Annotated in this window: 24 protein-coding genes, 1 tRNA gene and 2 rRNA genes (1 of these 27 cut by a window edge); 24 read left to right on the forward strand and 3 right to left on the reverse strand. The window is 42.0% G+C overall.

The annotated features are described in order from the left end of the window. Positions 1 to 65 precede the first annotated feature (65 nt). The 10 genes from relB to purB all read left to right on the forward strand — a co-directional run bounded on the left by relB (position 66) and on the right by purB (position 8,047). On the forward strand, positions 66 to 353 hold the full coding sequence (gene relB / locus BSR19_RS00265) for a type II toxin-antitoxin system RelB/ParD family antitoxin (RefSeq protein WP_002889575.1): 288 nt from the start codon (positions 66 to 68) through the stop codon (positions 351 to 353). Next, on the forward strand, positions 337 to 666 hold the full coding sequence (locus tag BSR19_RS00270; RefSeq protein WP_002889576.1) for a type II toxin-antitoxin system RelE/ParE family toxin: 330 nt from the start codon (positions 337 to 339) through the stop codon (positions 664 to 666). Before relB ends, BSR19_RS00270 begins: the two co-directional genes overlap by 17 nt. Positions 667 to 937: 271 nt before the next feature. Then, positions 938 to 2,200, forward strand: a complete 1,263-nt coding sequence (gene purD / locus BSR19_RS00275; protein ID WP_156246288.1) for a phosphoribosylamine--glycine ligase — start codon at positions 938 to 940, stop codon at positions 2,198 to 2,200. A gap of 295 nt (positions 2,201 to 2,495) precedes the next feature. Then, positions 2,496 to 2,987, forward strand: a complete 492-nt coding sequence (gene purE, locus BSR19_RS00280; RefSeq protein WP_060972882.1) for a 5-(carboxyamino)imidazole ribonucleotide mutase — start codon at positions 2,496 to 2,498, stop codon at positions 2,985 to 2,987. Beyond that, the gene (gene purK / locus BSR19_RS00285) at positions 2,974 to 4,065 is read left to right on the forward strand and encodes a 5-(carboxyamino)imidazole ribonucleotide synthase (protein WP_156246289.1); all 1,092 of its coding nucleotides are present in this window, start codon (positions 2,974 to 2,976) and stop codon (positions 4,063 to 4,065) included. Before purE ends, purK begins: the two co-directional genes overlap by 14 nt. Then, the gene (locus BSR19_RS00290; protein WP_060972884.1) at positions 4,066 to 5,016 is read left to right on the forward strand and encodes a ketopantoate reductase family protein; all 951 of its coding nucleotides are present in this window, start codon (positions 4,066 to 4,068) and stop codon (positions 5,014 to 5,016) included. It abuts the gene before it with no gap. Positions 5,017 to 5,024: 8 nt separating this feature from the next. Then, positions 5,025 to 5,252 (forward strand): phosphoribosylaminoimidazole carboxylase, encoded by a 228-nt coding sequence (locus tag BSR19_RS00295; RefSeq protein ID WP_060972885.1) that lies wholly within the window; start codon positions 5,025 to 5,027, stop codon positions 5,250 to 5,252. 9 nt (positions 5,253 to 5,261) lie between these two features. Next, positions 5,262 to 6,506, forward strand: coding sequence for an SNIPE associated domain-containing protein (locus tag BSR19_RS00300; protein WP_060972886.1), 1,245 nt, complete (start codon positions 5,262 to 5,264; stop codon positions 6,504 to 6,506). A gap of 6 nt (positions 6,507 to 6,512) precedes the next feature. Further along, positions 6,513 to 6,731: a hypothetical protein gene (locus BSR19_RS00305; protein WP_156246290.1), complete on the forward strand. Its 219-nt coding sequence runs from the start codon at positions 6,513 to 6,515 to the stop codon at positions 6,729 to 6,731. A 17-nt stretch (positions 6,732 to 6,748) separates the two neighbouring features. Beyond that, positions 6,749 to 8,047, forward strand: a complete 1,299-nt coding sequence (gene purB / locus BSR19_RS00310) for an adenylosuccinate lyase (RefSeq protein ID WP_060972888.1) — start codon at positions 6,749 to 6,751, stop codon at positions 8,045 to 8,047. 876 nt (positions 8,048 to 8,923) lie between these two features. On the opposite strand, the gene argS is transcribed toward purB, so the two are convergent. Continuing rightward, the gene (gene argS, locus BSR19_RS00315) at positions 8,924 to 10,615 is read right to left on the reverse strand and encodes an arginine--tRNA ligase (RefSeq protein ID WP_060972889.1); all 1,692 of its coding nucleotides are present in this window, start codon (positions 10,613 to 10,615) and stop codon (positions 8,924 to 8,926) included. Between the two features lie 154 nt (positions 10,616 to 10,769). Between argS and argR the strand changes: the two genes are divergently transcribed. Genes argR through mutS form a run of 3 tightly spaced genes read left to right on the forward strand, consistent with a single transcriptional unit; the run spans position 10,770 to position 14,108 of the window. Further along, complete coding sequence (gene argR, locus BSR19_RS00320; protein ID WP_171963598.1) at positions 10,770 to 11,198, forward strand: arginine repressor; 429 nt, start codon at positions 10,770 to 10,772, stop codon at positions 11,196 to 11,198. Continuing rightward, positions 11,198 to 11,557 carry a YlbF family regulator gene (locus BSR19_RS00325; RefSeq protein ID WP_060972890.1) on the forward strand — a complete coding sequence of 120 codons (360 nt, stop codon included), beginning with the start codon at positions 11,198 to 11,200 and terminating at the stop codon, positions 11,555 to 11,557. Before argR ends, BSR19_RS00325 begins: the two co-directional genes overlap by 1 nt. Positions 11,558 to 11,576: 19 nt before the next feature. Then, positions 11,577 to 14,108 carry a DNA mismatch repair protein MutS gene (gene mutS, locus BSR19_RS00330; RefSeq protein WP_414820569.1) on the forward strand — a complete coding sequence of 844 codons (2,532 nt, stop codon included), beginning with the start codon at positions 11,577 to 11,579 and terminating at the stop codon, positions 14,106 to 14,108. 33 nt (positions 14,109 to 14,141) lie between these two features. On the opposite strand, the gene BSR19_RS00335 is transcribed toward mutS, so the two are convergent. Together BSR19_RS00335 and BSR19_RS00340 are read right to left on the reverse strand one after the other, a co-directional pair. Next, the gene (locus tag BSR19_RS00335) at positions 14,142 to 14,597 is read right to left on the reverse strand and encodes a DUF3021 domain-containing protein (RefSeq protein WP_060972892.1); all 456 of its coding nucleotides are present in this window, start codon (positions 14,595 to 14,597) and stop codon (positions 14,142 to 14,144) included. Next, positions 14,594 to 15,031 carry a LytTR family DNA-binding domain-containing protein gene (locus BSR19_RS00340; RefSeq protein ID WP_013989911.1) on the reverse strand — a complete coding sequence of 146 codons (438 nt, stop codon included), beginning with the start codon at positions 15,029 to 15,031 and terminating at the stop codon, positions 14,594 to 14,596. The genes BSR19_RS00335 and BSR19_RS00340 overlap by 4 nt, the downstream gene beginning before the upstream one ends. Positions 15,032 to 15,209: 178 nt before the next feature. On the opposite strand from BSR19_RS00340, the gene BSR19_RS00345 reads away from it, so the two are divergent. The 11 genes from BSR19_RS00345 to BSR19_RS00395 all read left to right on the forward strand — a co-directional run. Beyond that, positions 15,210 to 15,515 (forward strand): hypothetical protein, encoded by a 306-nt coding sequence (locus BSR19_RS00345; RefSeq protein WP_037603797.1) that lies wholly within the window; start codon positions 15,210 to 15,212, stop codon positions 15,513 to 15,515. A 51-nt stretch (positions 15,516 to 15,566) separates the two neighbouring features. Next, positions 15,567 to 17,504, forward strand: coding sequence for a DNA mismatch repair endonuclease MutL (mutL, locus tag BSR19_RS00350; RefSeq protein WP_060972893.1), 1,938 nt, complete (start codon positions 15,567 to 15,569; stop codon positions 17,502 to 17,504). Positions 17,505 to 17,634: 130 nt separating this feature from the next. Continuing rightward, on the forward strand, positions 17,635 to 17,856 hold the full coding sequence (locus BSR19_RS00355) for a hypothetical protein (protein WP_037597288.1): 222 nt from the start codon (positions 17,635 to 17,637) through the stop codon (positions 17,854 to 17,856). Between the two features lie 156 nt (positions 17,857 to 18,012). Beyond that, entirely contained in the window at positions 18,013 to 18,603 is a 591-nt protein-coding gene (ruvA, locus tag BSR19_RS00360) for a Holliday junction branch migration protein RuvA (protein WP_060972894.1), read from the forward strand. 8 nt (positions 18,604 to 18,611) lie between these two features. Next, entirely contained in the window at positions 18,612 to 19,166 is a 555-nt protein-coding gene (locus BSR19_RS00365) for a DNA-3-methyladenine glycosylase I (RefSeq protein WP_060972895.1), read from the forward strand. Between the two features lie 96 nt (positions 19,167 to 19,262). Continuing rightward, positions 19,263 to 20,528, forward strand: coding sequence for a competence/damage-inducible protein A (locus tag BSR19_RS00370; protein ID WP_060972896.1), 1,266 nt, complete (start codon positions 19,263 to 19,265; stop codon positions 20,526 to 20,528). Between the two features lie 40 nt (positions 20,529 to 20,568). Next, positions 20,569 to 21,708: a recombinase RecA gene (gene recA / locus BSR19_RS00375; protein WP_060972897.1), complete on the forward strand. Its 1,140-nt coding sequence runs from the start codon at positions 20,569 to 20,571 to the stop codon at positions 21,706 to 21,708. 169 nt (positions 21,709 to 21,877) lie between these two features. Then, positions 21,878 to 22,276, forward strand: a complete 399-nt coding sequence (spx, locus tag BSR19_RS00380) for a transcriptional regulator Spx (protein ID WP_002886328.1) — start codon at positions 21,878 to 21,880, stop codon at positions 22,274 to 22,276. A gap of 425 nt (positions 22,277 to 22,701) precedes the next feature. Beyond that, positions 22,702 to 24,249 (forward strand): 16S ribosomal RNA (locus BSR19_RS00385). 54 nt (positions 24,250 to 24,303) lie between these two features. Continuing rightward, positions 24,304 to 24,376: transfer RNA gene (locus tag BSR19_RS00390), tRNA-Ala, on the forward strand. Positions 24,377 to 24,522: 146 nt separating this feature from the next. Beyond that, positions 24,523 to 26,038, forward strand: a 23S ribosomal RNA gene (locus tag BSR19_RS00395); it runs 1,384 nt beyond the window's last position. Together the 16S and 23S rRNA genes with 1 tRNA gene alongside form the textbook arrangement of a ribosomal RNA operon.

A 26,038-nucleotide genomic window follows, 5' to 3' on the forward strand; every position in this document is an offset into this window, starting at 1 on the left:
AGATAATTTGTCTATTTTCAAAAAACTATATATAATTATATAAAATAATATATAAGGAGTTAATTATGACTGTTGTAGAGAAGCGTGTTCAAGTAAATTTCCAAACTAACCCGATTTTGTTGGAAAGGGCAAGAAAAATTGTAAAGGCAAATAATTTAGATATGAGTAAATCGTTTAATTTGTTTTTGGAGACGATTGTTGCTACCGAGCAAATACCAGTAATGACGGAGGATGAATTGCTAAAAGAAAGACTGTTTAGGCAGCTTAAAGCTGAAGTAGCAGAGAGTGTAGCTGAGTATCAGGCGGGTAATATAATACCCCTTGAGGAGGTTAAGGATGAATACAACCTATAGTCTTTCACTCACTAAGCGTGCTCGCTCTTCTTTGAGAAGTATATATGACTACATTCGTGATGTACTTTCTAATGAAACTGCTGCCAAGAAGATAGTTTCGAAGCTTTTGCAAGGAATGGAAAGTTTGAAGACTTTTCCTGAGGCTGGTTTTAATGCAGATCAACGTTATGGTAAAAGAATCAATGACACATTTGAGACACGAGCACTTGTCGTTAAACGCTATGTCATACTTTATTTTATAGACGAAAGTAGAAAAGAGATTGTAGTCTCCCACATCTTTAGTTCTAAAAGCGACTATATCAAGTTGTTATAAAAAAATTAAGATTAGTAGTGAGGAAATCTCCGACGGGAGAAAGTACTTACTACTTTTTCGTTATGATAAATTGTCTAGCTTTGAGGGAGCAGTACATTCCGCTACCTGAAGGGATGCCTTTTTTATGTCCAAATTTGGATACATACCCATATCTCCGAACAAATATGTTATAATGGTTATGTATAATTCGTGAAAATTGCTAATTTTTCCGAATGATTGTCGTTAACGGGCATTTGCCCCTAGTCTTATTTGATATTGAGGTATCTTTCAAATGAAACTTTTGGTTGTTGGTTCTGGTGGTCGTGAACATGCGATTGCCAAGAAATTATTGGAGTCTAAAGACGTTGAGCAAGTTTTCGTAGCTCCTGGTAATGACGGGATGACATTGGACGGTCTTGATTTGATCAATATCGGAATTTCCGAACATTCTAAGCTGATTGACTTTGTAAAAGCGAACGATATTGCTTGGACCTTTATCGGTCCAGATGATGCGCTTGCGGCTGGAATTGTGGATGATTTCAATGCAGTTGGTCTTAAGGCTTTTGGTCCGACCAAGGCTGCGGCTGAGCTGGAGTGGTCTAAGGATTTCGCTAAGGAAATCATGGTCAAATACGACGTTCCGACAGCAGCCTATGGGACCTTTTCAGATTTCGAGGAAGCCAAGGCCTACATCGAGGAAAAAGGCGCTCCAATCGTCGTCAAGGCAGACGGATTGGCCCTAGGTAAAGGTGTCGTCGTTGCGGAGACGGTTGAGCAAGCCGTCGAAGCTGCTCACGAGATGCTTTTGGACAATAAATTCGGTGATTCAGGTGCGCGAGTAGTCATCGAGGAATTTCTTGACGGGGAAGAGTTTTCTCTCTTTGCCTTTGTCAATGGAGATAAATTCTACATTATGCCAACAGCTCAGGACCACAAACGTGCCTACGATGGCGACAAGGGACCTAACACTGGTGGGATGGGTGCCTATGCGCCAGTTCCTCACTTGCCACAGAGCGTAGTTGACAGAGCGGTTGACACCATTGTCAAGCCAGTTCTTGAAGGTATGATTAAAGAAGACCGTCCGTACCTTGGTGTCCTTTACGCGGGGCTTATCTTGACAGCTGACGGACCGAAAGTCATCGAGTTTAACGCTCGCTTCGGCGATCCTGAAACGCAAATCATCTTGCCTCGTTTGACTTCTGATTTTGCGCAAAATATCACTGACATTTTGGATGGCAAAGAGCCAGCTATTACTTGGACGGATAAGGGTGTGACACTGGGCGTGGTTGTAGCTTCAAATGGCTACCCACTCGCTTATGAGAAAGGTGTCAAGCTTCCTACCAAGACAGAAGGCGATATCATCACTTACTATGCCGGTGCCAAAATCGCTGAAAATGGCCAAGACCTTCTCTCAAACGGTGGACGTGTCTACATGCTGGTTACCACAGCAGATACCGTCAAAGATGGCCAAAATATCATCTACAACGAACTCAACAAACAAAACACAGAAGGCCTCTTCTACCGTACGGATATCGGTAGCAAGGCGAATAAATAAAACTCTTTGAAAACCTTCGATTGACTGTGTTAAAGCTCCTTGATGAACTTTAGTTCTATCTTCGTCGCTTTGCCTTGTCACTCTATGATTTTCTTTGAGTTTTCGAATATCAATGCTATTTTAGGCGACGAAGTCGCCAATCCGATAATGGTCGCCGTGGTGAAAAGACCAGAACAGCATCTGTTCTGGTCGGGGGAAACTTTGAGACTTTAGTCTCAAAGTTTAGGAATGAAACCGAAGGTTTGCTTCCGTCCCCACCACCTAAGACCATTATCAAAAAAGAAAAGGAAAAATTATGACTAAACCAGTAATTTCCATTATCATGGGCTCAAAATCCGACTGGGCAACCATGCAAAAAGCTGCTGAAGTTCTCGACAACTTCGGCGTCGCTTACGAAAAGAAAGTTGTTTCCGCACACCGTACACCGGACCTCATGTTCAAACATGCGGAAGAAGCACGTAGCCGTGGCATCAAGGTCATCATCGCAGGTGCTGGTGGCGCTGCTCACTTGCCAGGGATGGTTGCTGCTAAAACAACCCTTCCAGTCATCGGTGTGCCAGTCAAATCACGTGCCCTTAGCGGTGTAGATTCGCTCTATTCTATCGTTCAGATGCCGGGTGGTGTACCTGTCGCAACCATGGCTATCGGTGAAGCGGGTGCGACTAACGCTGCCCTCTTTGCCCTCCGTCTCCTATCAGTAGAAGACAAGACCATTGCGGATGCGCTTGCTAACTTTGCTGAAGAACAAGGAAAAATCGCAGAGGAGTCTACAAATGAGCTCAACTAAAACCATTGGTATCATCGGTGGTGGCCAGCTCGGTCAGATGATGGCTATCTCAGCTATCTACATGGGCCACAAGGTTATCACCCTTGATCCTGCAGCAGATTGTCCATCTTCTCGTGTGTCTGAGGTTATCGTGGCACCCTACGATGACGTAGATGCCCTTCGTCAGTTGGCGGACCGCTGTGATGTTCTCACTTATGAGTTTGAAAATGTCGATGCTGACGGCCTTGACGCTGTTATCAAAGACGGTCAGCTTCCACAAGGAACAGACCTGCTTCGCATTTCGCAAAACCGTATCTTTGAGAAAGACTTCCTCTCAAACAAGGCTAAAGTGACCGTTGCCCCTTACAAGGTTGTGACATCTAGTCTTGATTTGGAAGATATTGACCTTTCTAAAAAAAACGTCCTCAAGACTGCGACAGGTGGTTACGATGGTCACGGTCAAAAGGTCATCACGTCAGCCGACGATTTGGAAGAGGCAAATGCCCTTGCTAACTCAGCCGAGTGTGTCTTGGAAGAGTTCGTTAACTTCGACCTTGAAATTTCGGTTATCGTGTCTGGTAATGGTAAAGACGTGACAGTTTTCCCAGTTCAGGAAAATATTCACCGCAACAACATCCTCTCTAAAACCATCGTGCCTGCTCGCATTTCTGACAGTCTAGCTGAGAAAGCGAAAGCTATGGCGGTGAAGATTGCTGAGCAGATTAACCTCTCTGGTACTCTCTGTGTGGAAATGTTTGCGACTGCTGATGACATCATCGTCAACGAAATTGCGCCACGCCCACACAATTCAGGCCACTACTCAATCGAAGCTTGCGACTTTTCACAGTTTGACACGCATATCTTGGGCGTTCTCGGAGCGCCACTCCCAGCAATTCACCTCCATGCACCTGCTGTCATGCTCAACGTCCTCGGCCAACATGTCGAGGCTGCTGAGCGTTATGTCACAGAAAATCCAAGCGCCCACCTCCACATGTATGGTAAACTAGAAGCGAAGCACAACCGCAAAATGGGACATGTGACTTTGTTTAGTAATGAACCAGATAGTGTGGTTGAGTTCGGGAAAGGAATTGATTTTTAGGTGAGAATAGCAATCCTAGGACTCGGAGTTATCGGGACCACTTACGCCTACGCTTTTCAAAAAGCAGGCCATCAAGTGGAACACGTACTTAGAGATAGTAAGAAAAACAATGCTCCCAAGGAGTTGTTGGTTGATCTACTAGATGGTCGCTATCATTCCAAAGGTGAGAACAAACACGACACCTATGAAGTTCATGTGGCAGAAGCTCATTCAGAATATGATTTTATTTTTCTGAGTGTGCGTCATGGTTTTGTCAAAGAAGCCGTGGAAACCTTGCGAAAAAATAATATCAAAGGCACCCTCGTTTTCTTCTGCAATTTCTGGAATACACGAAAAGAGGTTCAAGAGTGGGCAGGAGATTACGACTATATTCTGGCTTTTCCGACAGCGGGCGGTCATATGCATGAGGACCATTTGGATGGTGTCTTGTTCGACCATTTAATGCTAGAAGGTGAGCAAAAAGCAGACATTTCTAACTATGCTGATCTGACAGATTTATTGACTTCTGCAGATTTGAAGTGGGAAGTTCCTCATGATATGGTCGAGTGGATTTGGATTCACATGGCGATTAATGCGGGTGTTACTTCGACAGCTGCTCGTTCAGGAAATTTGGAAAATCCAGAACAGCTGGCTCTGAATTTGATGAATAGTTCTTCGGAATTGTCATTGGCCATCAAGGCCATTCAAGAGGCTTTGAAAGTCGTAGAAGCGCGTGGCGTAAATTTGAAGCTTTATAAGGCAGAACTCTTGCCATACAAAATTCCCGCTTGGATTGCAGGAAAAGCCATGAAAGTCATGTTTGCGAAAAATGAGCTGACCCGAAAAATCATGACCTTACACAATGATAAACAGGATATTTTCTACTGTTGTCAAAGTGTCTATCAGACCGGTCAGGAGTTAGGTGTGGACATGCCCATTCTAGAAGCAAACATGAAGGGAATTTCGATTTAGGAGGTTTTATGATTCAACTCATCGTCAACGCATTTGTTGAAAAAGATAAGACTGGAGCAGTCGTCGAAGTCTTGTATGCTAGTAGCAATCACGAAAAAGTGAGAGCTAAGTATGAAGAGTTGATTGCTCAATATCCTGAAAACTATTTAGCTATCTATGATTTGCCGATGGATACTGATTTGAATACACTGGATCACTATCCATCAGTGTGGATTGGGAAAGAGGAGTTTGAATAGGAGACCTTAATGTCGATATTTAATTTTGGAAAACCCAAAGATGAAGCTTTAGAAAATAAAATTCAGAGATTAAATCAAGAGATTGCTATTCAAAAAGCAAAATTGGCAGATTTAAAAGCTCAAATAAAGATAGCAGACGAGATAGTCTCATTAAATACGGAGTTATCTCAGAAGCGGTCAGAATTATTTGCTATTCAGAACGAGATTTCTTTAGCTAATGACACACTTGGATTACAAGAGTTTGGATTCTTTGAGAGACAGTATAAGTTTTCCGATAGCACAAAATATAAGGAAGCTTTGGATAATTTGCGAAAACAGCAGAAAGATTTAGTTAAATCTGGTCAGGCTGGTAGAATTATAGTACCTATGCTTTTAGATAATAATAAAAGCAAGGGGAAGGCAATGCAGAATCAGCTTATTAAAGCGGCTATTCGTGGTTTTAATGGTGAAGCGGATGCCTTGTTAGTAAAAGTTTCTGTTTCGAATGTTGAAAAGAAAATTCAGGCATTGAAGAAAGCATTCCAACAACTGAATAGAATGTATTCACGTAATCAAATTGAAATAACGATACCCTATCTAAATTTAAAAATTGAAGAATTGCGCCTAGCTGCTGAGTTTGAATTACAGAAGCAAGAAGAAAAAGAATTGCTTCGTGAGCAAAGAGCAAAAGAGCGTGAGGACAAAAAACTTCAGGCTGAAATTAAAGCACGTCGAAAGCAATTGGAAAAAGATAGAACCCACTTTAAAAATATGGTTTCTAAGGTTGAGGAACTTTTGAAAAATGCTACTGGTGAGGAGCTTGAAGAACTTCAGAGACAGTTATCTGAGTATCAAGATAAATTATCCGAACTAGATGAAATCGAAGAAGATATTGATTATCGTGAAGGTCATGCAACTGCAGGCTACGTATATGTTATTTCTAACATTGGTTCCTTTGGTGAAGATGTTTATAAAATTGGAGTTACTCGTCGTTTAGAACCTCTTGAACGCATCAGGGAATTAAGTAGCGCATCAGTACCTTTTCAATTTGATGTCCATGCTTTGATTTTTAGTGAAGAAGCTTTTGCATTAGAGACTGAATTACATAATCAACTTAGTGAGTATAAGGTTAATAAAGTAAATAACCGTAAAGAGTACTTCAAGGTTCCATTTGAAAAAATTAAGGCACTTTTAGATAAACACGAAGAGTTGACTATAGAATTAAATGAGAACGCTGAAGCATTCGAATATAGACAGACTCTACTGAAGGGGTAGCTATAGATGAAGTGGTTATTTTTAGTACTATTTATTGGGTGTGGGGGAAATGCATTAGGTTTATCTTCTGATGATAATGAAGATGAATTAGATGAAAACGCAACATTTTATTCAAATGTAACTTCAGCAGAAAAAACTCAGACTTCTAAGGAAGAAAGACTAAAGTGGGCAGTTGCTACGGCAGTATTTCTAGTTTTATTTTTGATATTTGCATTTTTTAGATAATTTAAAGGAGAAACAACATGATCGAACGTTACTCTCGCCCAGAAATGGCGAACATTTGGAGTGAAGAAAATAAATACCGTGCTTGGCTTGAGGTGGAAATCTTGGCTGACGAAGCATGGGCTGAGTTGGGAGAAATCCCTAAGGAAGATGTAGCTTTGATTCGTGAAAAAGCGGACTTTGACATCGACCGTATTTTGGAAATCGAGCAGCAAACGCGTCACGATGTGGTTGCCTTCACACGTGCGGTTTCTGAAACGCTTGGCGAAGAGCGCAAGTGGGTTCACTATGGTTTGACATCTACTGACGTGGTAGATACGGCCTATGGTTACCTCTACAAGCAAGCCAATGAAATTATCCGTCGTGACCTTGAAAACTTCACTAAAATCGTGGCAGATAAGGCGAAAGAACACAAATTCACCATCATGATGGGTCGTACCCACGGTGTGCACGCTGAGCCTACAACATTTGGTCTTAAATTGGCCACTTGGTATAGCGAAATGAAACGTAACATCGAGCGTTTCGAGCATGCTGCTGCTGGTGTGGAAGCTGGTAAGATTTCTGGTGCGGTTGGGAACTTTGCCAACATCCCACCATTCGTTGAAAAATACGTCTGCGACAAGCTTGGTATCCGTGCTCAAGAAATCTCTACACAGGTACTTCCTCGTGACCTTCACGCTGAGTACTTTGCAGTTCTTGCTAGCATCGCAACTTCTATCGAGCGTATGGCGACTGAGATCCGTGGTCTTCAAAAATCAGAACAACGTGAAGTGGAAGAGTTCTTTGCCAAAGGACAAAAAGGGTCTTCAGCAATGCCTCACAAACGTAACCCAATCGGTTCTGAAAACATGACAGGTCTTGCGCGTGTTATCCGTGGTCACATGGTCACAGCCTATGAAAATGTTGCTCTTTGGCACGAACGTGACATCTCTCACTCATCAGCTGAGCGCATCATCACACCAGACACGACTATCTTGATTGACTACATGCTTAACCGTTTTGGAAATATCGTCAAGAACTTGACGGTCTTCCCAGAAAACATGATCCGCAACATGAACTCTACATTTGGTTTGATCTTCAGCCAACGTGCGATGCTTACTTTGATTGAAAAAGGCATGACGCGTGAGCAAGCTTACGACCTTGTTCAACCAAAGACTGCTCAATCATGGGATAACCAAGTAGACTTCAAACCACTTCTTGAAGCAGATCCAGAGGTAACTTCTCGCCTCACCCAAGAAGAAATCGACGAAATTTTCAACCCTGTTTACTACACTAAACGTGTTGATGAAATCTTTGAACGCATTGGTTTGGGTGACTAATTGAAGCAAGATAGCAGAAAGCAGGTTTGACCTGCTTTTTTTGATGGTGACATTTATGTCACTATTTTTGTTCTCTTTTCAGCCTTATAATAGAGTCATCGCTAGAAAACTATCAGAAAGGAGAAGTTAGCCATCTTAAAAGGACGACTTAGCTATTTACCGGAACTTAGTCTCTTAATAGTAAGTGTTGCTTATAATATCATCCGGATTATGAATGATATTGGTAGTCTTAAAGCACCGTCTTGGTTTTTAGATATGGATATTCCTAATGGGTGCTTACTATTACTTATTTTACTTATCGTTTTAAAAAGTGATGCAAGATAACGATTTCTTAAGTTACCTTTAAGCTTATTAAGATATATTATAACCATCCTAATAAAGCAACTAGCTTTTGTGAGCTAGAGGTAAACATAATTTTTTCATAACAAATCTCCCCGAAGAAAGTCTAGAAATCTAGGCTTTTTTCTTCTTTTTTGAGGTTTTATTAGGATATTTTAAGAAAATACTTGAAAACCCTTCCAAAACAAGGTAATATAGTTATATAAAGATTCTATTGGACAAGTGGTCACCTTGGAGGATTAGGAAGAAGAGGTTGGGAAGCCTGTACAATCGTATCTTTTCAGTGGTCTCTGGGCTGCTGTGAAAATCCCTTTGGGGATTTTTTTCTGCGATTTAAGGTTTCTTTAAGGTAGGGAGGTTATACTTTAAGTCTCCTAAATAACTTTTACTGAACCTTGTTCAGTAAGTCTCGTTGGCTTACACTTTTTGTAGAACAACGAACTTTTCTTTTTCATAATCTCCAAAAGAGCTCAACACCATGTGTTGGGTTCTTTTTTTGGTCACTAAAAAAACGCCCTTAGGCGTTTTAAATATGGCTTACATCTCGTCTGGAGCTTCAACACCGAGAAGGCGAAGTGCTTCTTTGAGGGCTGTTGCTGTTGCGTAGCAAAGAGCCAAACGGCTGTCACGTTCTGGGCTTTCGTCCAAGATACGTGTATGGGCATAGTATTTGTTAAAGGCTTGAGCCAAGCTGATAGCAAATTTAGCAACGATAGATGGTTCAAAGTTGTCTGATGCACGGTTGATGATACGTGGGAAGTCTTGGATGAGTTTGATGATTTCCCAGCTTTCAACGTCGTTTAGGCTGTATGTGGCATCTGCAGATGGCGTGAAGTTAGCCTTGCGCAAGATAGATTGGATACGAGCGTGAGCATACTGTACGTAAGGTCCAGTTTCCCCCTCGAAGGATACCATGGCATCAAGGTCGAAGTCATAACCATTCATGCGGTCTGTTTTAAGGTCGTAGAACTTGATAGCTCCGACACCAACAGCGTGGGCAACAGCTTCCTTGTTAGGCAAGTTTGGATTCTTAGCTTCGATTTGAGCTTGAGCACGGTTAACAGCTTCAGCGATAGTTGGCTCAAGTAAGATAACGTTACCCTTACGAGTTGACAATTTCTTACCGTTCTTAGTTACTAGACCAAAGGCAACGTGAGTCATTTCGTCAGACCAGTCGTAACCCATTTCTTTAAGAACAGCTTTCAACTGTTTGAAATGGGCAGATTGTTCATTACCAACCACATAGATGGCTTTGGCAAAGTCGTAAGTACGTTTACGGTAGAGGGCAGCAGCCAAGTCACGTGTGATGTAGAGTGTCGCACCATCTGATTTTTTGATGAGGGCTGGGTGTTCGATACCGTATTTTTCAAGGTTAACCACTTGGGCACCTTGAGATTCTTGGAGAAGTCCTTTTTCAGTCAAGATGTCAACGACTTCATCCATCTTATCATTGTAGAAGGCTTCACCGTTGTAGCTATCAAAAGAAACACCAAGTTCATCATAGAGACGGTTGAATTCTACTAAGCTTTCGTCACGGAACCATTGCCAGAGGGCAGTTGCTTCCTCGTCACCAGCCTCCAATTTACGGAACCATTCACGAGCTTCTTCGTCTACAGAAGGGTCTTCTTCAGCTTCAGCATTGATACGCACATAAAGTTGAAGGAGTTCATTGATAGGGTTGGCTTTGACAGCTTCTTCGCTACCCCATTTCTTATAGGCAACAATCAGCATACCAAACTGTTTACCCCAGTCACCCAAGTGGTTGATGCGGACTGGTTTGTAGCCTTGTTTAGCTACGATGTTAGCAAGAGCGTCAGCGATAACTGTTGAACGCAAGTGACCGATAGAGAAAGGTTTAGCGATGTTAGGACTAGACATATCAAAGGCAATGTTACGTCCGTGACCGATGTTTTGGTCAGCGTAGTGGCTGCCTTGAGCGATGACTTGTCCAAGAACGTCCGCTGAGATTTTTGATTTATCAAGGAAGAAGTTGATGTAAGGACCAACAGCTTCAACTTTTTCAAAGTTTGAAGCATCAATTTTTTCAGCGATGTCTGCTGCAATCATTTGAGGAGCCTTGCGTAAGACTTTAGCCAATGAGAAGGCAGGGAAGGCAAGGTCCCCCATGTCAGCATTTTTAGGGGTTTCAAGCAGACTTTGAATGTTTTCTTGCTCCAATTCGGGAACAACTTTAGCAATTTCTGCTGCAATGAGTTCTTTAGTATTCATAGGTACTCCATTTCAAATCTTGTCATTCATACCTATTTTACCATTATTTTAGTTAATAGGGTAGGGACAAGAAAGCATCTATTAGGAAGTATTCCATGAAAAAATACAAAAATTCTGTTATAATATGCAAGGAATATACATAAAAAGAGGAAAGATAATGAAGAGAGATCGTCAAGCTGTTATCAAACAGATGATTTCAAGAGATAAGATTGGGACACAAGAGGAAATTAAGCAACGCCTAGAGGCGGAAGGTATCACGGTTACACAGGCTACCTTGTCACGTGATTTGCGTGAGATTGGCCTGTTGAAGCTTCGTGATGAGGAAGGTAAACTTTACTATAGTTTGTCTGAGCATGTGCTTTCAAGTTTGGATCCTACGGTTAAGGACTATGTCAAATCAGTTTCCCGTGCCCAGTTTATGCTGGTTCTCCATACAGAATTGGGTGAAGCAGATGTTTTGGCTAACCTGATTGATAGTGACGGTAATCCTGAAATTTTAGGAACCGTTGCTGGCGCAGATACCCTATTGGTAATCTGTAAGGACGCAGTGGTTGCTGAAAGATTGGAAAGTGAGTTTCACTGATGAAGACTCCCCATCAGGATTTCCAAAAAGCCAAAGAAGAGTTAATCGACCTCCTCAAACACCATGAGGCGGTTCTTGCTTTTCAAGAGGCTGAGAAAGCTATTGGACAGATCCCTCAGATTAGTTCTATGGCTGGACAGATGAAGGCCTATCAACAAGAAGCGGTGCTTTTTCAAAAAATTGAGAAACAACGTGCCTATGAGGAGGCAGGTGAGCAGGCAGATTTGATTCAGAATGAGTTGGAAAATTTGCCCATTGTTCAGGATTACCGTCAAAAGATGCAAGATGCCAGTGACTTGATTCAATATGTGACCAAGTCTATCGAAGAAAAGATTAACGAGGAGTTAAGACATGGCTAAGGAAAAGATATCTCCAGGAATGCAGCAGTATTTGGATATCAAGGAAAATTATCCAGATGCTTTTTTGCTGTTTCGGATGGGGGATTTTTACGAATTATTTTACGATGATGCCGTTAAGGCTGCTCAAATTTTGGAAATTAGCCTAACCAGTCGTAATAAGAACGCAGATAATCCCATTCCTATGGCAGGTGTTCCTTATCATTCGGCTCAAGCCTATATTGATGTCTTGGTTGAGATGGGCTACAAAGTAGCCATTGCTGAGCAGATGGAGGACCCTAAACAGGCTGTTGGCGTGGTTAAGCGTGAGGTAGTTCAGGTTATCACGCCAGGGACAGTGGTTGACAGCTCTAAACCTGATAATGCCAACAATTTCTTAGTAGCCATTGACAAGGTTGGAAGTCGATTCGGCCTGGCCTATATGGATGTATCAACGGGTGAATTTTTTGCGACAGAGTTGGATGATTTTAGTTCAGTTTGCAGTGAAATTCAGAATCTTAAGGCACGTGAAGTAGTCGTTGGGTATGATTTACCTGAAGCTGATGAACAAGTTTTGGTGAAGCAACTCAACCTGCTTCTCTCCAAGGAAACGGAGGTTTACGATGATGTCCACTTGATTGACACTAGTTTGACAGATTTGGAAAGCAGTGTGGCGGGTAAACTTCTCCAGTATGTTCATCGTACTCAGATGCGAGAGCTCAGTCATTTACAAAAGGCTCAGCACTATGAGATTAAGGATTACTTGCAGATGTCCTATGCGACCAAGTCAAGTTTGGATTTACTGGAAAATGCTAGAACGGGCAAGAAACACGGATCTCTTTTCTGGCTCTTGGATGAAACCAAGACAGCTATGGGAATGCGTCTCTTGCGAACTTGGATTGATCGTCCTTTAGTGAATCAAGCCACTATCACCGAGCGTCAGAATATTATCCAAGTTTTCTTGGACAATTTCTTCGAGCGTAGTGACTTGACTGAGAGTCTAAAAGGTGTTTACGATATTGAGCGACTGGCCAGTCGTGTTTCCTTTGGCAAGGCTAATCCAAAAGATTTGATTCAGCTAGGTCATACTTTGGCTCAAGTACCGGTGATTAAGGCGATTTTGGAGTCCTTTAATGATGAGGCCTTGTCACGCCTTTTACAAGAGTTAGATGCTCTGCCAGAATTAGAGAGTTTGATTCGGTCGGCTATTGATCCAGATGCTCCTGCAACCATTACAGAAGGTGGCATTATCCGTGCTGGTTTTGATGAGACCTTGGACAAGTATCGCAAGGTGATGAGTGAGGGAACCTCATGGATCGCAGATATCGAAGCTAAAGAACGTGAAGCGTCTGGTATTACAACACTAAAGATTGATTATAACCGTAAAGATGGTTATTACTTCCATGTGACCAACTCTAACCTTAGCTTGGTTCCTGACCATTTCTTCCGCAAGGCAACTCTGAAAAATTCAGAGCGCTTTGGAACTGCTGAGTTGGCTAAAATTGAAGGTGAGATGCTTGAGGCGCGTGAAAAATCATCAACGCTAGAGTATGATATTTTCATGCGTGTCCGTGAGCAGGTGGAACGCTATATTGACCGTTTGCAATCTTTGGCTAAAGCTATTGCGACAGTCGATGTGCTTCAGAGTCTAGCTGTTGTAGCAGAGACCAATCATTATGTTCGTCCTGTGTTCAATGATGAGCATCGTATTGTTATTGATCAAGGCCGTCATGCAGTGGTTGAGAAGGTTATGGGCGTTCAAGAATACATTCCAAACACCATTACCTTTGACAGTCAGACCAATATTCAGCTCATCACAGGACCAAATATGAGTGGTAAATCCACCTATATGCGTCAGTTAGCCTTGTCAGTCGTTATGGCTCAGATGGGGTCTTACGTGCCAGCAGATAGTATTGACTTGCCAGTTTTTGACGCCATCTATACACGTATTGGTGCTGCAGATGACCTGATTTCAGGCCAGTCGACCTTCATGGTTGAGATGATGGAGGCTAATCAGGCCATTAAGCGAGCGACACCTAATTCCTTGATTATTTTTGATGAGTTGGGACGTGGGACAGCCACCTATGACGGTATGGCTCTGGCCCAGTCTATCATTGAGTTTATTCATGACAAGGTGGGGGCTAAAACCATGTTTGCGACCCATTATCATGAGTTGACAGCTCTGTCAAATACTTTGACACACCTTGTCAACGTTCATGTGGCGACACTTGAAAAGGAAGGTGAGGTGACTTTCCTTCACAAGATTGTCGATGGCCCAGCCGATAAATCTTATGGTATTCATGTGGCTAAGATTGCAGGTTTACCAGCAGCTTTACTGGAACGTGCTGACACCATCTTGACACAACTAGAGGGCGATACAGTTACCATCCAACCTCAGGAAAAGGTATCGCCTCAAGAGAAACCTGCCACTGAAACGCATGTCAACGAGCAAATCTCTCTCTTTGATGATTTTACTGAAAATCCAGTTCTTCAAGAGTTGCGTGATTTGGACATTTACAATATGACACCTATGCAAGTCATGATGGCTGTAGCAGATTTAAAACAGAAACTATAAAAGAAGCTTGTCAATTGACAGGCTTCTTGTCTTTTATAGGTGTTTCAATTCTTGGTTGAGTTGTTCAATATCCTTTTTCATTTTCCAATAAGAGAAAACCCAAACGAGGAGATAGATAAGGCTGAATTCAATGACTAGCTCCAAGTAGAAAGTCAAACGTAGAGGGAACCATCCGCTGAGGGTAGCTAGTGGGATGAAACCTAGACAGGTCAAGGTGTAGTGAGTGAGGGTTGCACGAAGCAAACTCCACTCAGCCTTACGGAAGATATAACTAGCGACTTCAAAAAGAATACCGATAGCAAACCAAGTGATGAGGCAGTAGGCCAATACTATAGATCCGTGAACCTGATGTGATGTCATCCATTGCCCAATGGCTGAGTGAGGATTAAGAGGCATGTAGCTTGGCGCCCAGATAAGAGACATAATCATAGATACAGCTAATCCAATAAGGATGCCACTTGTGCCTGATTTAAAAAATTGTTTTTTCATTGTAATTTCTCCTTTATTGCTTTGAGGTAACGGCGTGATGAGTAGGTAGTTTCCTTGTTTTTAAGGTGAATTTCTACGAGGCCGTTAGGGGTGATGTTGAAGCGTTCAATTTCTTTGAGGTTGACAATCTCTGATTGTGAAATTTTGATAAAGTAAGATGGCAGTTTTTCTAAAACTTGATAGAGACGTAAGCCTAAGGGGTACTCTCCTTGAATAGTTTCAGCTAGAACTTGTCGATTTTCGATGTAAATTCTGGAAATAGCTTTGGGTTCGATAAGATAAGTTTCTCCATCTTTTTTTCCTTTGAGTCGGTGGTTGTCATCCAAACTTTCGACAAACTCGACGACTTGCTGAATCTTTGGCGTCCGACTAGGTGCCTGAATCTGCAACGTCTCTTCTTGAAATACCGAGTCAATCTGAACTTTTATTTTCATAACTATCCTTTCTTGTTTGTAATTGAGGAGGCCTCCTCCCTTTCACAACTTTATTAAACACTATTTACTAGTCCACAGCAATAGCGTTTGTCTATGTGGTCCCATATGGTGTCTAAGTGGTTGAAAATATTTTAGAAAACCCCTATACTTAATGAAAACGTACTGACGAGGTAATCACATGAAATCTATAATGAAATGGTTAGCAGGAATTTTTCTTGCCTGCAGTCTGATTTTGAGTTTTTTTACACCTTTTGAAAAGGCACTAACACTGAACCTGCTCTTGCTTTATTTCTTTGTTAAGCAGTTTATGGATTCTACAAGCTCGCCTAAAACCTACCAATGGATTTTCCAAATCATCTACCTCTTGATTTTTTCTGGGCTCATTTGGTTCAACCTTCGTCATGGGGATATGATTGTTATAGCCACAGCCTTATCTTGGCTAACAGTTGTGTGTGAGTTGTGGCTTTATAGTAAGCATAAGTAACAGTCAGCACCAGTGAATTTATCAACCTTTTAGAAGGGAGAAAAAATAATTATGCCAAAAATCATCGAATTGCCTGAAGTTCTAGCCAATCAGATTGCTGCTGGAGAGGTCGTAGAGCGACCAGCTAGTGTAGTTAAAGAGCTGGTGGAAAATGCTATTGATGCAGGCAGCACCCAGATTACCATTGAAGTTGAAGAATCAGGCCTCTCAAAAATTCAAATTACAGACAATGGCGAAGGAATGGCTCAATCTGATGTAGCTATGAGTTTGCGCCGTCATGCAACAAGTAAAATCAAAAATCAAGGAGACCTCTTTCGTATTCGAACTCTTGGTTTTCGAGGTGAGGCCCTGCCATCAATAGCTTCTATCAGTCATCTTACCATTGTGACGGCGGCTGATGGAGAAGCCTATGGAACTAAACTGGTTGCCAAGGGTGGGGAAATTGAGAGTCAGGATCCTATTTCAACACCAGTTGGAACAAAGATTACCGTTGAAAACTTATTTTATAATACCCCTGCTCGTCTCAAGTATATGAAGAGTTTACAGGCCGAGTTGGCTCATATTGTCGATGTTGTCAATCGTCTGAGTCTAGCTCATCCCGAAGTTGCCTTCACCTTGCTTAATGACGGTCGTCAGTTGACACAGACCTCAGGTACTGGAGACCTCCGTCAAGCTATTGCCGGGATTTATGGTTTGACAACGGCTAAAAAAATGGTGGAAATTTCAAATTCTGACCTTGATTTTGAAGTTTCTGGCTATGTCAGCCTTCCTGAATTAACTCGTGCAAATCGTAACTACATCACAATTCTCATTAACGGACGCTATATAAAAAACTTCCTGCTTAACCGTGCTATTTTTGATGGTTATGGTTCTAAACTCATGGTAGGACGCTTCCCTATTGCGGTTATTGATATTCAAATTGATCCCTATTTGGCTGATGTCAATGTTCACCCAACAAAGCAGGAAGTACGTATCTCTAAAGAAAAAGAGCTCATGGCCCTTATCAGCTCTGCTATTGCTCAAAGTCTTAGAGAGCAGGATTTAATTCCAGATGCCCTTGAAAATCTAGCCAAGTCAAGTACTAGAGGTGCAACTAAGCCAGTTCAGACGAGTCTCCCACTCAAACAAACCAATCTTTACTATGATAGCAGTCGTAATGATTTCTTTGTCAAACCAGAGACAGTCCAAGAGGATATCAAACCACTCGTGTCAGAGTCTCCAGTTTCATCGGTAGAAAACAAACCGCAACCTTCTGTTAAACAAGCACAACGTTCAGCAGATGAAAGTGATAGTGAACACGAAAAACTTGATTATAAAAACAAGTCGAAAATGAAGCGCATGCTTGAAAATCTGGACAATGAGGAAACCTCAACCTTCCCTGAGTTGGAGTTTTTTGGTCAAATGCATGGAACCTATCTCTTTGCTCAAGGACAAGGTGGACTTTACATCATTGACCAGCATGCTGCCCAAGAACGTGTCAAGTATGAGTACTATCGCGAAAATATTGGTGAGGTTGACAGTAGTTTACAACAGCTTTTGGTTCCCTATCTCTTTGAATTTTCAGGTTCGGATTACATTAGTTTACAAGAAAAAATGCCTCTTCTTAATCAGGTTGGTATCTATTTAGAGCCTTATGGGAATAACACCTTCATTCTTCGTGAACATCCTATCTGGATGAAGGAAGAAGAGATTGAATCTGCAGTCTATGAGATGTGCGACATGCTTCTTTTGACGAATGAAGTGTCTGTTAAGACCTACCGTGCTGAGTTAGCCATCATGATGAGTTGCAAACGTTCAATCAAGGCCAATCATGCTCTCGATGATTACTCTGCGCGTGACCTTCTAGTACAGCTTGCACAGTGTAAAAACCCCTACAATTGCCCTCACGGACGTCCTGTACTTGTCAACTTTACAAAGTCTGATATGGAAAAAATGTTCCGTCGAATTCAAGAAAATCATACTAGTCTACGTGACCTAGGGAAGTATTAAAACTTTTTTTCGTCTTACTTTACGAATAGGAATGTTAGATTTATAATAGTGGTGAAGACAAGGAATCTTCTAATGTTTTAGCACATCATTGTAGGATGATTGACTGATTTTTAAGTTAGGAGGTAGAGTGATGAGACACCTAACAAAAACTAATAAACACTTTTTACTTGTTGGCTTAACATTTTTAGCGACTAGCTTGATTTTCTATATTTTGGCTTGGTTAGGTCGACCAAGTTTGGAGAATGCCCTAGTAAATGTTTCTAGCATTGCCTTTACTTTAGGCGTTGTAACATATATTCTATTAGGCTTGAAGATGATTACAGATACTTTAAAGACGAGTAGTCATCCTTAAAATAGAGCAAACATAATCCACTTTCGAGTGGATTTTTTGTTACAATAGTACAGCAGTGCTTGAGGTGACAAATAAACACTCAAGACAATTATCTTATAAGTATAAAATAACAAAGCAATCCATTGAAGATACGAACGAGAAAGGAAATCACACGCTATGTATGATTACATCAAGGGAACTCTAGTGAAAATTACTGCCAAGTATATTGTTATAGAAGCAAACGGCCTAGGTTATATTGTCACTGTAGCGAACCCATATAGTTTTTCTGACCAGATGAATCAGACTATCCAAGTCTACCTTCATCAGGTTATTAGGGATGACGCCCACCTTCTTTTTGGTTTCCATACTGAAGATGAAAAAGAGGTCTTCCTTAAGCTTATTTCAGTTTCTGGAATAGGTCCGACGACTGCTCTAGCCATTGTTGCTGTAGATGATAATCAAGGCTTGGTGGCTGCCATTGATAATAGTGACATCAAGTACCTGATGAAGTTTCCAAAGATTGGTAAAAAGACAGCCCAGCAAATGGTTTTGGACTTGGTAGGGAAATTTGCAGAGTTACCAACAGAAACGACCAAGACGACACCAAGTCAACCTGAAGGGAATCATCAGTTGGATGAGGCTATGGAAGCTTTGCTTGCTCTAGGTTATAAAGTTGCAGAACTTAAGAAAATCAAAGCCTTCTTCGAAGGTACTAATGAAACGGCAGAGCAATACATTAAATCAGCTCTTAAGATGTTGATGAAATGAGGTAAGCAATGGTCAATCGATGTCGTTGGGTTCCAACCGACAACAAACTCTATTGTGATTATCATGATAAGGAATGGGGAAAACCTATTGTTGATGATCAAAAACTTTTTGAGCTTCTTTGCTTAGAAAGTTATCAGTCAGGGCTTTCCTGGTTAACGGTTTTAAATAAGCGTCAGGCTTTTAATCGTGTTTTTCATAACTATGATATTGAGTGTGTTGCCCAGTTTAGCCTAAGTGAACTTGAAGAAGCGCTTCAAAATCCGGATATCATTCGTCACAAACTTAAACTAGAAGCAACTGTAAATAATGCCAAACAAGTACTTAAACTCCAAGATGCATTTGGCTCCCTATCCCAATATTTTTGGCATTTCTTTGACGGGAAGCCCTTGATAAATAACGTTCCCACATATAAGGACGTCCCATCATCAACAGACCTTTCTAAACAAATAGCAAAGGATTTAAAAAAGCGAGGGTTTAAATTTTTAGGCCCGACTACCATTTACTCATTTTTACAAGCCGCAGGATTTGTGAATGATCATGAAAATAACTGTGACTTCAAATAAATGAGTGGATTTGATTGACAAGACGAGAAAAACGTGTTAGTTTATAAACGAACATATTTTTGAGATTATTTTACGAATAGTAATATAGGTGAACCAATGAAAGCTGAATTGATTGCAGTAGGAACCGAAATCCTAACCGGGCAAATCACCAATACCAATGCCCAATTTTTATCTGAGAAACTAGCTGAACTAGGAATTGACGTGTATTTTCACACAGCAGTAGGAGACAATGAAAACCGCCTACTCTCAGTTCTAGACCAAGCTAGTAAACGTAGTGACTTAGTCATACTTTGTGGAGGACTTGGTCCTACTGAGGATGACTTAACCAAGCAAACACTGGCTAAGTTTTTAGGCAAAGAACTCATTTTTGATGAGGAGGCAAGTAAAAAATTGGACAGTTTCTTTGCTACTCGTCCTAAACACACACGAACGCCTAATAATGAACGTCAAGCGCAAATTGTTGAGGGGGCTATCCCTTTGCAAAATCCTACAGGTCTTGCAGTTGGAGGCGTCATTACTGCTCAAGGGGTGACCTATGTAGTCTTACCTGGTCCACCAAGTGAACTCAAACCTATGGTGAATCAGGAACTTGTTCCAGCACTTACTGAGAATCACGCAAGTCTTTATTCGAGAGTCCTAAGATTCTTTGGCGTTGGAGAAAGTCAATTGGTGACTATTCTGAAGGATTTTATTGTTAACCAAACAGATCCAACCATAGCTCCATACGCTAAAGTGGGGGAAGTAACACTTCGCTTGTCTACAAAGGCTTCTTCACGAGAAGAAGCAGATCAAAAACTAGATGTTTTAGAAAAACAAATTCGTTCTACTAAAACTCTAGATGGCAAATCCTTATCTGATTTTATTTATGGGTATGGAGAGTCTAATAGTTTAGCCTTTGAAGCTTTTCGTTTGCTTAAGAACCATGGCAAGACTATCACTGCAGCTGAAAGCCTAACAGCAGGTTTATTTCAGGCTAGTATTGCTGATTTTTCAGGAGCCTCACAAGTATTTAAAGGCGGCTTTGTTACTTACAGCATTGAAGAAAAATCTAAAATGTTGGATATTCCCTTGTCGCAACTAGAAAAACATGGTGTTGTCAGTCATTTTACTGCAGAAAAAATGGCTGAAGGTGCCCGAGCTAAAACAGATAGCGATTACGGAATTGCACTTACCGGTGTAGCTGGACCAGATTCATTAGAAGGACACCCAGCAGGTACAGTATTTATTGGTATTGCTGATAGGAATCAAGTAAGGTCAATCAAGGTTGTTATAGGTGGAAGAAGTCGTTCTGACGTTAGATATATTAGTACCCTCTATGCCTTTAACCTAGTTCGCCAAGCTTTATTACAAGAGACAACTTGATTTAAGTTTGTCTTTAACTATAGAAAGAAGAGGAAAATAAGTGGCTAAGAAAACAAAGAAAACAGAAGAAATTACAAAGAAATTTGGAGATGAGCGTCGTAAAGCACTTGATGATGCTTTGAAGAATATTGAAAAAGATTTTGGTAAGGGTGCGGTTATGCGTCTTGGTGAGCGTGCAGAGCAGAAGGTTCAGGTTATGAGCTCAGGCTCGCTAGCTTTGGATATTGCTCTTGGTGCAGGTGGTTATCCTAAAGGTCGTATTATCGAAATTTACGGACCAGAATCATCAGGTAAAACAACTGTAGCCCTCCATGCTGTTGCTCAGACACAAAAAGAAGGTGGAATTGCTGCCTTTATCGATGCAGAACATGCCCTTGACCCTGCTTATGCGGCAGCCCTAGGTGTTAATATCGATGAGCTTCTTTTATCACAACCTGATTCAGGTGAACAAGGTCTCGAAATTGCTGGTAAGCTGATTGACTCTGGTGCAGTTGATTTGGTTGTTGTTGACTCAGTTGCAGCCTTGGTACCTCGTGCAGAAATTGATGGAGATATTGGTGACAGTCATGTTGGGCTTCAAGCGCGTATGATGAGTCAAGCCATGCGTAAGCTATCTGCATCTATTAATAAAACAAAAACAATTGCTATCTTCATTAACCAATTGCGTGAAAAAGTTGGTATTATGTTTGGTAATCCAGAAACGACCCCTGGTGGACGTGCTCTGAAATTCTATGCATCAGTACGTCTTGATGTACGTGGAAATACGCAAATCAAAGGGACTGGTGATAAAAAAGATCAAAATGTTGGTAAGGAAACTAAAATCAAGGTTGTCAAAAACAAAGTTGCCCCACCATTTAAAGAAGCCTTTGTCGAAATTATGTATGGTGAAGGGATTTCACAAACAGGTGAGCTTGTAAAAATCGCTAGTGATTTAGGAATTATTCAAAAAGCCGGAGCATGGTTCTCATATAATGGAGAGAAGATTGGTCAAGGATCTGAAAATGCTAAAAAATATTTGGCAGATCATCCAGATATTTTTGAAGAAATTGATCATAAAGTACGTGTACACTATGGTTTGATTGAACCAGATGAAGAGGATAGTGTTGAAGAAACACAAGTTGAAGCAACATCTGATGAACTTGTTTTGGACCTTGATTCAACCATTGAAATTGAAGAATGAGTGTAAAAGAGCCGAAGAGCTCTTTTTCTCTTTTATTTAATCTAAGCAAAAAAAGATCTATGATAATTGAAAAAGTCCCCTTAGATTCAAAATAGGTCGCTAGACCGATTTCTTAAACTAAGGACAATGATAAGATAATAGTATCATGTGACAGAAAGAGAGAATTAACATGATTAAGATTTATACAATCTCAAGTTGTACAAGTTGTAAAAAAGCAAAAACATGGTTGAACAACCATCAACTTCCTTATAAAGAACAAAACCTTGGTAAAGAACCACTTACAAAAGAAGAAATCTTAAACATCCTATCAAAAACAGAGAATGGTGTTGAGAGCATTGTTTCATCAAAAAATCGCTATGCTAAAGCTTTAAATTGTGATATCGATGAGCTCAGTGTTAGTGAAGTGATTGATTTGATTCAAGAAAACCCAAGAATCTTGAAAAGTCCAATCTTAATTGATGATAAGAGATTGCAAGTGGGGTATAAAGAAGATGACATCCGTGCGTTCTTACCGCGCTCAATACGAAATGTCGAAAATTCACAAGCACGTATGCGAGCAGCTCTATAAAAAATGAAAAAGGAGATACTAGAGATCTTCTTTTTGCTTTCACTTATTGCATATAAAATAAGTATTGACATTGGTTCACAAACTTGATAGACTAATAAAGTCTCAAGGAAATTGTTCAGTAACTGAAAAAAGTTTGAAAAAAACTTTAAAAAAGTTATTGACAAGACAAGTGAGAGATGATATTATAAATAAGCTGCTTCGGAAGGGGCGGCCAACACGAGAAGTAAAAAAACTTCAAAAAAGTGTTGACAAGCTATTCTAGATTTGCTAGAATACAGGAGTTGTCTTAAGAGAGACAAAGACCTTTGAGAACTGAATAAGAAACCAAGTGCAGGGTTATGATAGAAGAAATTATAACCTGTCAATTTACAAGAATAAATCGTCAGAAGACGGTAATGAGTTAACGCTCGAACAATTATTAAATTTTTAATGAGAGTTTGATCCTGGCTCAGGACGAACGCTGGCGGCGTGCCTAATACATGCAAGTAGAACGCTGAAGAGAGGAGCTTGCTCTTCTTGGATGAGTTGCGAACGGGTGAGTAACGCGTAGGTAACCTGCCTTGTAGCGGGGGATAACTATTGGAAACGATAGCTAATACCGCATAACAATGGATGACACATGTCATTTATTTGAAAGGGGCAATTGCTCCACTACAAGATGGACCTGCGTTGTATTAGCTAGTAGGTGAGGTAACGGCTCACCTAGGCGACGATACATAGCCGACCTGAGAGGGTGATCGGCCACACTGGGACTGAGACACGGCCCAGACTCCTACGGGAGGCAGCAGTAGGGAATCTTCGGCAATGGGGGCAACCCTGACCGAGCAACGCCGCGTGAGTGAAGAAGGTTTTCGGATCGTAAAGCTCTGTTGTAAGTCAAGAACGAGTGTGAGAGTGGAAAGTTCACACTGTGACGGTAGCTTACCAGAAAGGGACGGCTAACTACGTGCCAGCAGCCGCGGTAATACGTAGGTCCCGAGCGTTGTCCGGATTTATTGGGCGTAAAGCGAGCGCAGGCGGTTTGATAAGTCTGAAGTTAAAGGCTGTGGCTCAACCATAGTTCGCTTTGGAAACTGTCAAACTTGAGTGCAGAAGGGGAGAGTGGAATTCCATGTGTAGCGGTGAAATGCGTAGATATATGGAGGAACACCGGTGGCGAAAGCGGCTCTCTGGTCTGTAACTGACGCTGAGGCTCGAAAGCGTGGGGAGCGAACAGGATTAGATACCCTGGTAGTCCACGCCGTAAACGATGAGTGCTAGGTGTTGGATCCTTTCCGGGATTCAGTGCCGCAGCTAACGCATTAAGCACTCCGCCTGGGGAGTACGACCGCAAGGTTGAAACTCAAAGGAATTGACGGGGGCCCGCACAAGCGGTGGAGCATGTGGTTTAATTCGAAGCAACGCGAAGAACCTTACCAGGTCTTGACATCCCGATGCTATTTCTAGAGATAGAAAGTTACTTCGGTACATCGGTGACAGGTGGTGCATGGTTGTCGTCAGCTCGTGTCGTGAGATGTTGGGTTAAGTCCCGCAACGAGCGCAACCCCTATTGTTAGTTGCCATCATTCAGTTGGGCACTCTAGCGAGACTGCCGGTAATAAACCGGAGGAAGGTGGGGATGACGTCAAATCATCATGCCCCTTATGACCTGGGCTACACACGTGCTACAATGGTTGGTACAACGAGTTGCGAGTCGGTGACGGCAAGCTAATCTCTTAAAGCCAATCTCAGTTCGGATTGTAGGCTGCAACTCGCCTACATGAAGTCGGAATCGCTAGTAATCGCGGATCAGCACGCCGCGGTGAATACGTTCCCGGGCCTTGTACACACCGCCCGTCACACCACGAGAGTTTGTAACACCCGAAGTCGGTGAGGTAACCTTTTGGAGCCAGCCGCCTAAGGTGGGATAGATGATTGGGGTGAAGTCGTAACAAGGTAGCCGTATCGGAAGGTGCGGCTGGATCACCTCCTTTCTAAGGAAAAACGGAATGTACTTGAGTTTCTTATTTAGTTTTGAGAGGTCTTGTGGGGCCTTAGCTCAGCTGGGAGAGCGCCTGCTTTGCACGCAGGAGGTCAGCGGTTCGATCCCGCTAGGCTCCATTGAATCGAAAGATTCAAGTATTGTCCATTGAAAATTGAATATCTATATCAAATTCCATATGTAATTAATTACATATAGATAGTAACAAGAAAATAAACCGAAACGCTGTGAATATTTAATGAGTTAGGTCGCAAGACCAAAATAAGGTTAAGTTAATAAGGGCGCACGGTGGATGCCTTGGCACTAGAAGCCGATGAAGGACGTGACTAACGACGAAATGCTTTGGGGAGCTGTAAGTGAGCAATGATCCAGAGATGTCCGAATGGGGGAACCCGGCAGGTAATGCCTGTCACTCATTACTGTTAAGGTAATGTAGAGGAAGACGCAGTGAACTGAAACATCTAAGTAGCTGCAGGAAGAGAAAGCAAAAGCGATTGCCTTAGTAGCGGCGAGCGAAACGGCAAGAGGGCAAACCGAAGAGTTTACTCTTCGGGGTTGTAGGACTGCAACGTGGACTTAAAGATTATAGAAGAACTACCTGGGAAGGTAGGCCAAAGAGAGTAATAGCCTCGTATTCGAAATAGTCTTTATACCTAGCAGTATCCTGAGTACGGCGAGACACGAGAAATCTCGTCGGAATCTGGGAGGACCATCTCCCAACCCTAAATACTCTCTAGTGACCGATAGTGAACCAGTACCGTGAGGGAAAGGTGAAAAGCACCCCGGGAGGGGAGTGAAATAGAACCTGAAACCGTGTGCCTACAACAAGTTCGAGCCCGTTAATGGGTGAGAGCGTGCCTTTTGTAGAATGAACCGGCGAGTTACGATATGATGCGAGGTTAAGTTGAAGAGACGGAGCCGTAGGGAAACCGAGTCTTAATAGGGCGCATTAGTATCATGTCGTAGACCCGAAACCATGTGACCTACCCATGAGCAGGTTGAAGGTGAGGTAAAACTCACTGGAGGACCGAACCAGGGCACGTTGAAAAGTGCTTGGATGACTTGTGGGTAGCGGAGAAATTCCAAACGAACTTGGAGATAGCTGGTTCTCTCCGAAATAGCTTTAGGGCTAGCGTCGATGTTAAGTCTCTTGGAGGTAGAGCACTGTTTGGGTGAGGGGTCCATCCCGGATTACCAATCTCAGATAAACTCCGAATGCCAACGAGATATAATCGGCAGTCAGACTGCGAGTGCTAAGATCCGTAGTCGAAAGGGAAACAGCCCAGACCACCAGCTAAGGTCCCAAAATATATGTTAAGTGGAAAAGGATGTGGGGTTGCACAGACAACTAGGATGTTAGCTTAGAAGCAGCTATTCATTCAAAGAGTGCGTAATAGCTCACTAGTCGAGTGACCCTGCGCCGAAAATGTACCGGGGCTAAAACATATTACCGAAGCTGTGGATACCTTTATAGGTATGGTAGGAGAGCGTTCTATGTGCGAAGAAGGTGTACCGTGAGGAGTGCTGGAGCGCATAGAAGTGAGAATGCCGGTATGAGTAGCGAAAGACAGGTGAGAATCCTGTCCACCGTAAGACTAAGGTTTCCAGGGGAAGGCTCGTCCGCCCTGGGTTAGTCGGGACCTAAGGAGAGACCGAAAGGTGTATCCGATGGACAACAGGTTGATATTCCTGTACTAGAGTATATAGTGATGGAGGGACGCAGTAGGCTAACTAAACCAGACGATTGGAAGTGTCTGGCCAAGCAGTGAGGTGTGATATGA

This window comes from Streptococcus salivarius (assembly GCF_009738225.1).
GTDB lineage: Bacteria > Bacillota > Bacilli > Lactobacillales > Streptococcaceae > Streptococcus.